Annotated in this window: 13 protein-coding genes; 9 read left to right on the forward strand and 4 right to left on the reverse strand. The window is 71.6% G+C overall.

Annotated features, from left to right (window positions below):
• Positions 1–44: 44 nt before the first annotated feature.
• A complete protein-coding gene (locus tag OG607_RS44180; protein ID WP_405736090.1) occupies positions 45–647 on the reverse strand; it encodes a hypothetical protein in 603 nt (200 codons plus the stop codon).
• A gap of 154 nt (positions 648–801) precedes the next feature.
• Here OG607_RS44180 and OG607_RS44185 point away from each other — a divergent pair, with 154 nt between their 5' ends.
• From OG607_RS44185 to OG607_RS44200, 4 genes are all read left to right on the forward strand, one after another.
• The gene (locus tag OG607_RS44185) at positions 802–2,097 is read left to right on the forward strand and encodes a hypothetical protein (protein WP_405736092.1); all 1,296 of its coding nucleotides are present in this window, start codon (positions 802–804) and stop codon (positions 2,095–2,097) included.
• Entirely contained in the window at positions 2,094–4,487 is a 2,394-nt protein-coding gene (locus OG607_RS44190; RefSeq protein ID WP_405736094.1) for a hypothetical protein, read from the forward strand. The genes OG607_RS44185 and OG607_RS44190 overlap by 4 nt, the downstream gene beginning before the upstream one ends.
• Positions 4,488–4,561: 74 nt before the next feature.
• Complete coding sequence (locus OG607_RS44195; RefSeq protein ID WP_405736097.1) at positions 4,562–5,131, forward strand: TetR/AcrR family transcriptional regulator; 570 nt, start codon at positions 4,562–4,564, stop codon at positions 5,129–5,131.
• Positions 5,132–5,161: 30 nt separating this feature from the next.
• Positions 5,162–6,355, forward strand: a complete 1,194-nt coding sequence (locus tag OG607_RS44200; RefSeq protein WP_405736100.1) for a GDSL-type esterase/lipase family protein — start codon at positions 5,162–5,164, stop codon at positions 6,353–6,355.
• A 183-nt stretch (positions 6,356–6,538) separates the two neighbouring features.
• Here OG607_RS44200 and OG607_RS44205 read toward each other — a convergent pair whose 3' ends face one another.
• From OG607_RS44205 to OG607_RS44215, 3 genes are all read right to left on the reverse strand, one after another.
• Entirely contained in the window at positions 6,539–7,333 is a 795-nt protein-coding gene (locus OG607_RS44205) for a DUF427 domain-containing protein (RefSeq protein WP_405736103.1), read from the reverse strand.
• A 127-nt stretch (positions 7,334–7,460) separates the two neighbouring features.
• Positions 7,461–7,820: a CAP domain-containing protein gene (locus OG607_RS44210; RefSeq protein WP_405736106.1), complete on the reverse strand. Its 360-nt coding sequence runs from the start codon at positions 7,818–7,820 to the stop codon at positions 7,461–7,463.
• Between the two features lie 118 nt (positions 7,821–7,938).
• Positions 7,939–8,103 (reverse strand): hypothetical protein, encoded by a 165-nt coding sequence (locus OG607_RS44215; RefSeq protein ID WP_405736109.1) that lies wholly within the window; start codon positions 8,101–8,103, stop codon positions 7,939–7,941.
• 782 nt (positions 8,104–8,885) lie between these two features.
• Here OG607_RS44215 and OG607_RS44220 point away from each other — a divergent pair.
• From OG607_RS44220 to OG607_RS44240, 5 genes are all read left to right on the forward strand, one after another.
• A complete protein-coding gene (locus OG607_RS44220; RefSeq protein WP_405736112.1) occupies positions 8,886–9,092 on the forward strand; it encodes a hypothetical protein in 207 nt (68 codons plus the stop codon).
• 155 nt (positions 9,093–9,247) lie between these two features.
• Entirely contained in the window at positions 9,248–9,718 is a 471-nt protein-coding gene (locus tag OG607_RS44225; RefSeq protein WP_405736115.1) for a MarR family winged helix-turn-helix transcriptional regulator, read from the forward strand.
• Positions 9,715–10,659 (forward strand): NAD-dependent epimerase/dehydratase family protein, encoded by a 945-nt coding sequence (locus OG607_RS44230; RefSeq protein WP_405736118.1) that lies wholly within the window; start codon positions 9,715–9,717, stop codon positions 10,657–10,659. The genes OG607_RS44225 and OG607_RS44230 overlap by 4 nt, the downstream gene beginning before the upstream one ends.
• Positions 10,660–10,692: 33 nt before the next feature.
• Entirely contained in the window at positions 10,693–11,109 is a 417-nt protein-coding gene (locus OG607_RS44235; RefSeq protein WP_405736121.1) for a PPOX class F420-dependent oxidoreductase, read from the forward strand.
• Between the two features lie 169 nt (positions 11,110–11,278).
• The gene (locus OG607_RS44240; RefSeq protein WP_405736124.1) at positions 11,279–12,025 is read left to right on the forward strand and encodes an SAM-dependent methyltransferase; all 747 of its coding nucleotides are present in this window, start codon (positions 11,279–11,281) and stop codon (positions 12,023–12,025) included.
• The last annotated feature ends 21 nt before the right edge of the window (positions 12,026–12,046 follow it).

Raw genomic sequence — 12,046 nt, forward strand, 5'->3', positions numbered from 1 at the left:
GCGGACGGTGCTGACCAGGGGCGGCCGGATGCGCTCTCCTGCTCTCACGGGCGGGCCCGGTCGGGGGTACCGGGCCCGCCCCCGGCCCAGGGGAGAGGCGAATGATCGGTACGTTGCTCTACGTCCTGCTGCATGTCCTGCTCATCGGTTCGATGCTCACCTTCGTCGGGTGCAGCATCGCCGTGATCTTCAAGACCGCCGACCGGATGGAACGGGCCATCCGGGTGGCCGCCGTCTTCAGCGGTTCGCTCGTCGTCCTCGGCGCCCAGGCCGCGGGTCTGGACTTCGCCACGTTCACCGTCAAAGCGCTGTCCGGCACCCGGCCCGGCGTGCAGACCGCCCAACTGGCCGCCGCCGCCGTCCCCGGAGCGCTCGGCGTCGGCCTCGGCTACGTACTGACCCGGCGGTTCAGCTACAGCCGCAACATCGCGGTGCGGATCTTCGCCTTCATCGGCATGCTCGCCGCGACCCAGTTCGCCACGATCTACTCCACCGCGCTCGGCAGGGATGGCCTGCGCCTGGGGCCGTCGGTGGTGCCCAACATCGCCTTCGTCGTCGGGATCTTCCTGTACATCGCGCTGACGTACGACCCCGGCAGGCCCCGCCGCGCCGCCGAGGCCGCGGACCGAACGAGAACGGCTCCGCACGGCCGCAGAACTGGCTGGGGCGGATCTCCTGGGGATACGACATCAGCCTCAAGGGCGGCGACCGGCATCCGGCCGGCGAGCCCCGGGAACCGCAGCCGCAGGAACAGCCGCAGCAGTCGCAGTCGCAGGAGCCGAACGCGCCCGGGAGCAGCCGATGAGCCTCGTCCTGACCCACACGAAGAAGATCTGCCCCTTCTGCCGCAAGAAGATCCGGCTCGGCAACTGCCCCATCGTGGCCACCAATGTCCGGTCCGGGTACGACACGTACGACCCGGATCCGGACGCCTTCGCGGCTGTCCCCGAACCCCGTCCGTACACCGGGGCCAGAGTGCTGGGCCTGGCGGGGGAGTACCCGGTGGTGGCCGCGCCGCCTCTGGACCCCGAGCGCAACGCGCCCGCCGGGCATCGTGAGCCGGGTCTGCGGCCGTGGCTGGCGCGGACCGGGCGGCGGGCGGTGCCGCGCTTCGTCTGGCGTACCCTGCCGCGCCCGCTGGAGCCGGTGACCGCGAGGGCCTCGACGCAGGACGTCCCCGCCCGCAGTTGCTACCGCTGCGGGCAGCCGCTGCCGCCGGCCCTGGACACCCGGCGGATCGTCACCGTGGCGGTGGTCGGCAGCACCACGGCCGGCAAGACCCACTACCTGACCAGCCTGCTGCTCCAGGCCGCCCGCGACCAGGAGCTGTCCGACGCCGGCTTCGAGGAGTTCGCCCTCGACGAGGACAGCGAGCGCCGCTATCAGGACGACTACTACGGACCGGTCTTCCAGCAGCGCAAGCAGATGGAACCCACGAATCCCGGCGAAGGCCCGGTCAGGCTCCGGCCGCTGGTGTGCGAGGTGACCTTCGAGGGCGCCGATCCCGTCGCCCTGCTCTTCCACGACATCCCCGGCGAGGTGCTGCTCGACCGTCAGCAGCGGGCCGCCGAGGCCGACTTCGTCGGACTCGCCGACGGCATGATTTTCCTCGTCGACCCGGAGCAACTGGACCGGGCCGACTGGCGCAGGGGCGAGCGGTCCGGCCTGGAGACGGCCCAGACCCACCCTCAGGCCGGACTGCTGCGCGCCTGTCTGGGAGACATGGCCCGCAATGGCCGCACGCAGACCCCGGTGGCCGTGACGATCTCCAAGTCGGACCTGCTGTCCGGCCTCCTGCCGCGCACCGAGTTCGGCTTCAGCCGGCCCGCCCCCACCGACGACCCGGTCAAGTGGGACACCGACCTGGCCGAGACCGGACAGGACGTCGTCCGGGCCCTGCGGCTCCTCAACGCACGGGACCTCCTGGCCACCGCCCGGTCCCTCGACCCCGGCCGGCTGTCCTTCCACGCCGTCGCCGCGATCGGCTCCACCCCGGTCAACGAGAAGATCGTCACCCTGGAGCCGCTCCGCTGCCTCGACCCCCTGTGGGTGCTGCTGCGCCGCATCCCCGGCATCATCCCGGGAACGGACCGGTGACCGCCCCCGCAAGCACCCCCGAGGCCGCTCCCGCGACCGCCCCGGCGGACGTCCCCGCCGGCCGGCCGACGGGCGTCGAGCAGCTGCACTACACCTGGGCGCTGTCCGGCATGGACGGCCGCGCCGGATTCCAGCGGGTGGCCGCCAGCCCCGGGCTGGCCGCCACCCGCAGCGAAACGGTGACAGCGGCACTGCGCCTGTGCCGCTACGCCCGCCCCCGGCTGCTCGCCGAGGACCAGGAGCCCCCGGTCGCGTACGGCTGGACGGACCTCGGGGCCGTCCGACTCGTCTTCCACCGTTCCTACGCGGGCCAGGACGGGGCCGGCCGGCCAGGCAACTTCCGGGCCCATGTCCTGGCCGGGCCCCGCTCGGCGCTTCCGGTCGCGGGACTCGTGGCGCTGCTGGGATCGCCCTTCTGGTGGCGGGGCGACGGCCCGGACGCGGGTTACCCCGACGGCGGGGCGCGGACCCTGCCGATGGTCAGCCTCGCCGACATCGCCCCGGGTCCGCCGCTCCCCGTGCCCTCCACGGACGAACTCGCCGGGTTCATCGACGCCCTGCTGACCGGGGGCGGCCGGGCCACCGTATGCGTACGCCGGTCGCCGCCGGAAGTCCTGGCACTGGCCGCCGAGTTCGGCGGGCGGCTGCCGGGAGTCCTCGAGCGGATCTCGCTCTCCACGTACGAAACGGCCAAGGCGGCACGCGAGTTCGGCGCCGTGGGCCTGGCTTCGGGGGAGGAGCCGCCGGCGGGGGCGGTGACGGTGGGCGCACTGCCCGCGGTCCCGCCCGTCGTCGCGGACGCACGGGATCTCCTGATGGCGCCGGGGCAGACCGAGCAGGGGCTGTTGCGGGCCGCCGCCCTGCGCGCGAGCGACGGCCACGGCGGGCTGCCGGTCGCAGGGCTGCTGGAAGGGCTCGCCTTCGCCCGCAGCCTGGTCCGGGGTGTACGACCCGGACCGGGGCTGGCGGCCCGCTGTCTCGCCGATCCGGCCGCCGCCGACTACCTCATCGGGCTGCCGGAGTCCCGCGCCGCCTGCGCCGAGGCGCTGGCCTCGGGCGACCGGGCGGCCTGGGACGGCCTCGCGGCCGGCCTGTCCGGCATCCCGGCCGGCCGGCAGCGGGAACTGGGCCGGGACGTGGCGGGCCGAGCGGGAGACGGGCTGGTGGACGCGCTGGTGAGCCGGGTCCACCCGGTGCGCACTCCGTTCCACCACGCATGCCTGGACGAACTGCTGACGGCGGCCGGGGCCGGGGCGCCCGCGCTGCGTACCGTCCGCCCCGGCACCCGGCTGGCGCTGCTGACGCATGCCCAGGCCCGGCGCCCCGCCCCCGCCGACGCGGTGGACCGGCTCGTACGCGAGGCCGGAGAGGGCGCGGACGCAGGACTCCTCGTACTCGCGGAGGCCACCGAACTGCCCCTGGAATGGCGGGCGATGGCCGTGGCCACCGCGCTGGAGACCGCCCCGGCCCGGCCCGCCGCCGCAGCGCTGCGGGACCTGCTCCTGCGTCACCCCGCTCTGACGGTTCCGGCCGCCCTCCAGCTCACCCGGGCGGAACGGCTGCTCACGGTGCTGCCGCCCGGGCCGGCGGCCGAACCCCTGGTGTGCGACGCGGCCCGGGCGCTCGGTCACGAACAGCGCTTCCGGCTGCTCGCCGCCTACCGGACCCAGCTCGGCCCCTCCGCCGCGCTCGCCTTCTTCGCCGCACGGCCCCCGCACTCCCGCCTCCGCCCCGCAGGCCCCGGCTGGAGCGCATTCGTCGCGGCTGACCTGGCCGCCGTCACCGCCGCCGCACTGGACCCGGACTCCCGTGAAAGTCCCGTCCCCTCCCCGGCGGTCATCGACCTGCTGGGCTCCGTACCCGGAGACGCGACCCAGGCCTGGGCCGGCCTGCTGACCGGCCTCCGGCCGCACGACCCGGACGTCACACCCAACCTCGACCGCCTCCGCCAGGCGCTCAGCCGCATGGCGTGGCTCCCCGACCCCGCCGCCCGCGACACGGCGTTCCGCCTCGCCCTCTACTGCTGGCTCCGGCGCCCCGGACCCACCCCGGAGACCCTGCGGGACCTCGTACTCCTCAGCGGCGAGGCCCGGGTGGAACCGAACTCCCTCAACGTCCTGACAACGGCACAGCTCCTCGCCCGCCACGGCCACGGCGCCACCGCGGTTCCTGCCGCGCTCGGTTGCGTCGCCCTGCTCATCGACAGCGGGCGCCTGCGACGGCGTACCGCTCTCCCGTTCGGCAAGGACGGGGACCGGCGACCCTTCGACCGGCTCGCCGCCGAACTGGCCGGTCAGACCGCCAGCGGGGCCTTGGTGACGGTCCTGCCCATGGAGTATCTGGCGACTCGAAAGGCGCGTAAGTGGTGGCACCAGATCGCCGCTCCCTGATGCAAGGGATAGACTGGCGTGCCTAAGGGTATTAGGCAATTGCCTAGTCGCTTATGCCAAACGGGAGGAGGGGCATGGTACGCGCAGGGCTGACGGCGGAGCGTCTGACCCGGGCGGGGGCGGAACTGGCCGACGAGGTCGGCTTCGACCAGGTGACCGTTTCCGCGCTGGCCAGGCGGTTCGATGTCAAGGTCGCGAGCCTTTACTCGCACCTGAAGAACTCCCAGGACCTCAAGACCGGGATCGCTCTGCTCGCCCTGGAGGAACTCGCCGACCGGGGCGCTGCCGCCTTGGCCGGGCGGGCCGGCAAGGATGCCCTGACCGCCCTCGGATGCGTCTACCGCGACTACGCCCGGGAGCATCCCGGCCGGTACGCCGCAGCCCAGCTGAGGCTCGACCCGCAGACGGCGGCCGCCGGCGCCGGCGGCAGGCACGCGCAGATGACGCGGGCGATCCTGCGCGGCTACGACCTGACGGAGCCGGACCAGACGCACGCGGTGCGGCTGCTGGGCAGTGTCTTCCACGGCTACGTCAGCCTGGAGATGGCGGGAGGGTTCAGCCACAGCGCCCCCGACGCGCAGGAGAGCTGGTCACGGATCCTGGACGCCCTCGACGCCCTGCTGCGGAACTGGCCCGCACCCTGATGTGACCAACAGGCGGAGACAATGGAGACAATGCAGACCAAGCACAACTGGATCACCACACCCATCACCGCGGACCTCCTGCGCGGCGCCCTCGACCTGGAGCACACCGCGCACGGTGTGCTGCCGCACCGGCTGCCCGCCCGGGCCCGCGCCCAGTGCGCCGACGGACAACTGGCCATGGCCGAGGCCCAGCCGTCGGGCGTGCGACTGGTGTTCCGCACCCGGGCCACTGCCGTCGAGCTGGACACGCTGCCCACCAAGCGGATCTACGCAGGCGCTCCGCCCCGCCCGCACGGCGTGTACGACCTGCTCGTCGACGGCCGCCTGGCCGGCCAGGCCGGCGTGACAGGCGGCAACACCCTGACCATCGACATGACCACCGGATCCGCCAGGACCCGGCCGGGCCCGGTCGGCACCGCCCGCTTCACCGACCTGCCCCACGGGGACAAGGACGTCGAGATCTGGCTGCCGCACAACGAGACCACCGAACTCGTCGCCCTGCGCACCGACGCCCCCGTCGAGCCCGCACCGGATCGGGGCCGCAAGGTGTGGCTGCACCACGGCAGCTCGATCAGCCACGGCTCCGACGCCGCAAGCCCCACCACGACGTGGCCCGCCCTGGCTGCTTCCGGGGGCGGGGCAGAGCTGATCAACCTGGGCTTCGGCGGCGGCGCCCTGCTCGACCCGTTCACCGCCCGGGCCCTGCGCGACACCCCAACGGACCTGATCAGCATCAAGATCGGCATCAATCTCGTCAATCTCGATCTGATGCGCCTGCGCGCCTTCACTCCGGCGGTGCACGGCTTCCTCGACACCATCCGCGACGGGCACCCCACCATCCCGCTGCTGGTCGTCTCGCCCATCCTGTGTCCTGTCCACGAGGACACCCCCGGCCCCGCCACCTTCGACTTCAGCGCTCTCAGCGCCGGAAAGCTGCAGTTCCGGGCTACCGGCGACCCCGCGGAGCGCGCCGCCGGAAAGCTGACGCTCAACGTCATCCGGGAGGAGCTCGCCCGCATCGTGGAGCAGCGGTCGGCCGACGACCGGAATCTGCACTATCTCGACGGCCGTGACCTCTACGGCGAGGCGGACTTCGCCGAACTGCCGCTGCCCGACCAGCTCCACCCGGATTCCGCCGCACACCACCGCATCGGCGAACGCTTCGCCGCCCTGGCCTTCGGTGCCGGCGGCCCGTTCGCCGCCGCCGCGGCACGCCACGTGTAGGACACCTCGCGTCGGCGACCGCCGTGGGCGGCGGACTGGACGCCGCCGTACCGCGCGCTGAGCGGCCGTTGCAAGCACGGGTCGAGGAGGCCTCAGGCCACTTCGGTTGACCCCGCGAGGATCTCCGAACTCATCGGCTCCCACGGAGTCCGCCCAGCGCGCCCGGCGGGCCGAGCGAAGTACTCAGCGCCTTTCGAACTCCGCGTGGTGCTCGGAGTATCCGCGAAGGCGGCGGGTGTAGACGGACGGCCGCTCCTGCAGTACGTCGTCGATGTAGGTGTCGACCTTCTCGTTGTAGAAGCAGATGTGCCCGGCGACCTGCCGGCTCTCCGGCAGCGGGGTGCGGTACCCCCAGGCGACATCGGTGTGCACGGTGTCCCCGATGCGCGCCGACCAGTACTCGGCGGTGCCCTTGTACGGGCAGACGCTGGTGGTGTCGGAGGCCTCCAACAGGTCCGTCCGTACATGGGTCTTGGGCAGGTAGAAGCGGACCGGCAGCCCCGTCTCGAACAGGAATCGTGGCGCGGCCGAGTCCGCCACGACGACCCCGTCGATCTCCACCCGTACCCGGCGCGAGCTTGGCAGCACATCGACGCGGGCGTATGGGTCGCGGGGGTGGAAGAAGACTTCCTCGTCCTCCTCGAACCAGCTGTCCATCGCGTCCCAGTCGAAGCGTACGTACCCGCGCACCTCCTCCACCGGCGAGTCCTCGTAGCGGACGGCCGAGCCGGGTGCTGTGGCTGTGGACGTCTTCACCGTCAGGACGCTGCCGTCGCCCCGGCTGCGCGAGGGTTTCACCCGGCCGTCGGGGATCAGCTCGGCGTGGACGTCCCCGACCGGTATGTAGTACGTCGGGTGGTACGGCATCTCCCAGACCAGGAGCGGCGCGACGGTGTCGGCGACGAGGACTCCCCCCAGGTAGACGCGGATGCGCTTGGCGCCCGGCTCGGTGCGTACACGATCCTGATGCTGGCTCATGCGCAGGGCAACTCCCGTGTCCCGTACAGTATTCCGGTCATCGCTCGACCCGCCGCGTCCCCGGTCGGACCCCGGGGACGGGATCCGACCCGCTGCAGCGAATGAATCGGACCGGGGCGCCGTCCGGCTACAGGGCCGACCCGAAGTCCTGGGTCCAGTAGTTGCCGGGCTGCGCCAGGCCGATACCGATCTCCTTGAAGCCACAGTTGAGGATGTTGGCCTTGTGGCCGGCGCTGGACATCCAGCCGGCCATGACGCTCTCGGGAGTGGTGTACCCGGCGGCGACGTTCTCGCCCGCCGAGCTGAAGCTGTACCCGACACGGGCGAGCCGGTCGGTCATGGACGACCCGTCGGAACCGGTGTGGGACATGTTCGTGTGATCGGCCATGTCCTGGCTGTGGTCCTGGGCGGCCTTGGTGAGCTTTGCGTTCTCGGTCAGCGCCGCGCAACCCGCCTTTTCACGTTCGGCGTTGACCAGAGCCAGCACACGATCCGTGGGACCGGAGTCCGCACTGTCGGCGGAGGCGCTGGGATCGCTGCCGGAACTCGTGGCCTTCGCAGTGCTCGATGGCGAGGCAGACGTACCGGGCGTACTGACGGCAGGCTTAGCGGTGGGGCTGGCGGACGCCGAGGGAGACGTGCTCGGGGCGGTGCCGGAACGAGAAACGCTCGGAATGCTGGACGCGGCGGCAGTGCCCGAGGTGCCCGCTGCGGAAGTGCTTGCGGACCCGGCAGGCGTCGGACCTGCTGCCGGACCCGACGTGCCCCATCCCCACCAGGAGAACGCCGCGCTGCGCCAGCCTCCCTGCCCGCCACCGCTCGCCAGCGCGACCGAAGGAATCCCCACGGCGGCCGCAGCCACCACGATGGCCGCGACACCGGCTGTCTTCCGGCGATTCGTCTTCTGGCGATGCTTGTTCATACGTGGCCTCACTCAGTGGTCCGACACTCGGCAGCAAAGCAGCGCCCGTTTCCCCCCCTCGTACGAGCGGGTGCACACCGCGACTTCACGAATCCCGATCCGCCGCACCGCACACCACAATCCACCCGCCGACTTCGCCCGATGTCCTGACATCACTGACACCCGGCCCGTCTTGGCCCAAGCGAGCCCGGCCATTATGGGGATCACCGAGCACGCCGGGCAACGAACACCCGTGCTACTGCCGGGTGTTGTCGACGACGGTCCTTCGAGACGTGCGGACCTACGGATCCGGCCCCCCGGCACACGCCCTCAGGCGCCCGGGCGGACCCGCGACCACGCCAAAGGCGCTCCCGCGGCAGTCGTGGGCACCGAATTCGCCGATCTGGAAGATCAGCTGAATTGCCGCCTGTGGCGGCGAACACCCGATTGGGATTCAAAAGAACGCAGTTGTCGCCACCGAAAACCGGCTAATACGTGCCACTGGACACAATTCCGGCGTGACGCACGTCACTCAGATTTGAGGTGTGGGAATTGTGTTGTTCCTGTGGGTGCTGAATTGTCGGCATCACCCGGGCCGCAGCGCGAACGGTACGACGGCGGGTCGTTGCGGTGCCGCACCGGATCCGAGAGGTGGGCAGCAGGAGGTGGCCGGCGGACCTGCCTCTCTGGCCGAGGAGTTCGACGCTGCTCGCACCCCGGCTCGCGCAGCAGTTGCCGACCGGGCCGCTCGACCGGCCGGTCGGCATGTTCGCCCACGTACTGCCGCTCGACCGATGCCTGCTCACCCGGCTCGTGGAACTCGTCGTCCACTTCGACGACCTGGCCGTCAGCCTGTAGGCGCCCGCGCTGACGGTGCCCGCGCCCTGGCCCGCCGTGAACGTGTCATCGATCCGATAGTGGCGTTCTGGTAGGGCCGTCTTCGCGCACCTGCTGCCTAGGCAGTAGAATGCCTGAGCGGCTACCGAGCCGTCGTGGAACGTGGAGGGAAGGCGATGGCGGAACTGACGCAGCCGGGAGACAGCCCCGGCTTTCTGCTGAACCAGGCGGTGCTCGCGCTCAACGGCGCCCACGACCGGGCGCTGGCCCCGCTGGGCATAACGGGCGCGCAGTGGACGGTGATCTATCTGCTGCACGAGGACCGTGCGCGCACCGTCAACGAGCTGGCGCGGGCGATCGGCGCCGACAGTGGCGCGACCTCACGCCTGGTGGGGCGGCTGGTCGACAAGGGCCTGGTCGTGCGCGACGGCGAGCCCGGGGCCACCCGGCGTACTCCGCTCGCCCTGAGCGAGGAAGCGCAGCGGCGCTACCCCGAGATGCGGGCCACGGTGGCAGGCACGCTGGCCCGGCTGACCGACGGCATTCCCGCCGAGTGGCTGACCCAGCTGGGCGGCACGTTGCAGATGATCATCGACAATGCCGGGCGTCCGAGTGCGGCCGCCCAGGAGCGGGAGACGCGGATATGAGTGCGACAACGACGTTCGTGGCGGGCGGCACGGGCTTCATCGGCCGCGCGGTGGTGAGTGAACTGCATGCGGCGGGCGACCGGGTGCAGGTGCTGGCCCGCAGTGACGACAGCGCCCGGGCGGTCCGCGCGCTGGGGGCGGAGCCCGTCGCCGGGGATCTGTCGGCCCCCGGTGCATGGCAGGAGCAGGTGCGGGCCGCCGACCGTGTGGTGCACGCGGCACAGCCTTCCACCTTCGGCAGCCGGCTCACCCCTCGCGCCGCCCGCCGGTACCAGGCCGAGCGCCTGGCCCAGGACGATGCGCTGCTGGACGCCGTCGCACCTGGCGCCCGGGTGGTCTACATCAGCGGCAACAGCTACTTCGGCGAGACCGGCCCCGGCGCCAAGCGGGACGAGAGCATGAAGCCCAACCCCACCGGGTTCGGCCCTTACGTCACCGAGGCGGTCGAGGCGGTGCGCCTGCGGATCGAGGAGGGCCTGGACGCGGTGATCGCCTTCCCCGGTGCGGTCTACGGGGACGGCGCCTGGCTCAAGCAGTACGCCCTGGACCCGCTGCGGTCGGGCAAGCCGGTCGGTGAACTCGCCGGGCCCTCGCACGCGACCAGCCCGGTGGCGGTGACCGACGTGGGCCGTGCGGTCGCCTTCCTGGCAGCCCAGCCCGCCACCTCCTTCGAGGCCACCGGACGTCTGCTGTTCGTCGTGGACGACGAACCGGTCACCTTCCATCAGATCAACGAGCTCGCCGCCCAGGCCCTGGGCGTGCAGGCGCGCTACCGCGCGGTCCCCGCCCCACTGATGCGGCTGTTCGCCGGCCAGATCGGCTACGAGTACCTGGCCACCGACGCGTTGTACGCCAATGCACGGCTGACCTCGCTCGGCTTCCGCTTCGAGCACCCCACCGTCCGGGAAGGGCTGCCCGCCCTGCTGAGCGCCACTGCCTGAGCACCCCGCCACCCGACTCCAGGAGAAACAACCATGAGCGTGTTCACCGACGCCGAGCAGGCCTACCTCGACAGCCAGCCCCTGGGCCGCCTGTCCACCCTCGCCCCCGACAAGGCCCCGCAGGTGCGGCCCGTCGGCTTCACCTACAACCGTGAGCTGGGCACCATCGACGTCGGCGGCCACAACCTGGCCGCCAGCCGCAAGTTCCGCAACATCCAGGCCGACCCCCGGGTCTCGATCGTCATCGACGATCTCGCCTCCATCGACCCCTGGAGCCCGCGCGGCATCGAGATCCGCGGCACCGCGGAAACCCTGGCCGCCGACCCGATGCGCCCCGGCTTCACCTCAGACCTGATCCGCATCCACCCCACCCGTGTCCTGGCCTGGGGCCTGGACACCAACGGCTACGCCCCGCCCAACGCCCGCGACGTCCCCCGGACCGCCCACTGAACGAAAACCGGTGGACATCACGATGTCCAGCGCCCTAGCTTCACCGGCAGTTGGAGATCCACGCGACCTGATGGGGTGCATTTCATGACGGTTCAGACGACTGCGGCCGGTTACGACCGGACGCCTTCCGCAACCGCCATCACCTCATCGGACGCAAGGAACCTCACCAGTGGATCTTCCACGTAGCATCACCATCAGCGAAACCAGCCACCGCATCCACAACCCGTTCACCAGCGAGAAACTGGCCGCCCTGGGGCAGGCACTGAGCCTGGTACAGGGAACGCGGGTACTCGACCTGGCGAGCGGGTCGGGCGAGATGCTCTGCACCTGGGCACGCGCACACCGGATCACCGGGACCGGAGTGGACATCAGCACGGCGGGCATCCAGAAGTCCCGCACCCGTGCCGCCGAGTTGGGCGTCACCGAGCAGGTCGAATTCATTCACGGCGACGCATCCGGTTATGTGGCCGACGAACCGGTGGACCTGGCCGCCTGCATCGGGGCCACATGGATCGGCGGCGGAGTGGCCGGCACGGTGGAACTGCTGCAACGCAGCCTCCGGCCCGGCGGCATCATGCTGATCGGCGAGCCCTACTGGCGCCATGAGCCGCCGGACCAGCAGATCGTCGAGGCCTGCCACGCCGGCAGCAAGGAAGAATTCCGGTCGCTCCCGGAGCTCATCGAACAGTTCGGCGCACTCGGCTACGACGTCGTGGAGATGGTCCTCGCCGATCAGGACAGCTGGGACCGGTACCGGGCGGCGCAGTGGTTCAACATCCGCCGCTGGCTCGACCTCAACCCCGACGACGAACTGGCCGCCGAGCTGCGAGCCGAACTCACCACCGCGCCCCTCCGCTATGCCCGGTACGAGCGCGAGTACCTCGGCTGGGGGGTCTTCGCGCTGATGCGCCGCTGACCGTCGCACCAAGGGCCCGGC

The organism is Streptomyces sp. NBC_01537, from assembly GCF_045040445.1.
Taxonomy (GTDB): Bacteria; Actinomycetota; Actinomycetes; order Streptomycetales; family Streptomycetaceae; genus Actinacidiphila.

What these genes read in the sequence shown, in the direction of transcription:
- OG607_RS44185 (WP_405736092.1), top strand. Translation starts at nt 802, where the DNA reads ATGAGCCTCGTCCTGACCCACACGAAGAAGATCTGCCCCTTCTGCCGC.
- OG607_RS44195 (WP_405736097.1), top strand. Translation starts at nt 4,562, where the DNA reads ATGGTACGCGCAGGGCTGACGGCGGAGCGTCTGACCCGGGCGGGGGCG.
- OG607_RS44200 (WP_405736100.1), top strand. Translation starts at nt 5,162, where the DNA reads ATGCAGACCAAGCACAACTGGATCACCACACCCATCACCGCGGACCTC.
- OG607_RS44205 (WP_405736103.1), bottom strand. Translation starts at nt 7,333, where the DNA reads ATGAGCCAGCATCAGGATCGTGTACGCACCGAGCCGGGCGCCAAGCGC.
- OG607_RS44215 (WP_405736109.1), bottom strand. Translation starts at nt 8,103, where the DNA reads ATGGGGCACGTCGGGTCCGGCAGCAGGTCCGACGCCTGCCGGGTCCGC.
- OG607_RS44225 (WP_405736115.1), top strand. Translation starts at nt 9,248, where the DNA reads ATGGCGGAACTGACGCAGCCGGGAGACAGCCCCGGCTTTCTGCTGAAC.
- OG607_RS44230 (WP_405736118.1), top strand. Translation starts at nt 9,715, where the DNA reads ATGAGTGCGACAACGACGTTCGTGGCGGGCGGCACGGGCTTCATCGGC.
- OG607_RS44235 (WP_405736121.1), top strand. Translation starts at nt 10,693, where the DNA reads ATGAGCGTGTTCACCGACGCCGAGCAGGCCTACCTCGACAGCCAGCCC.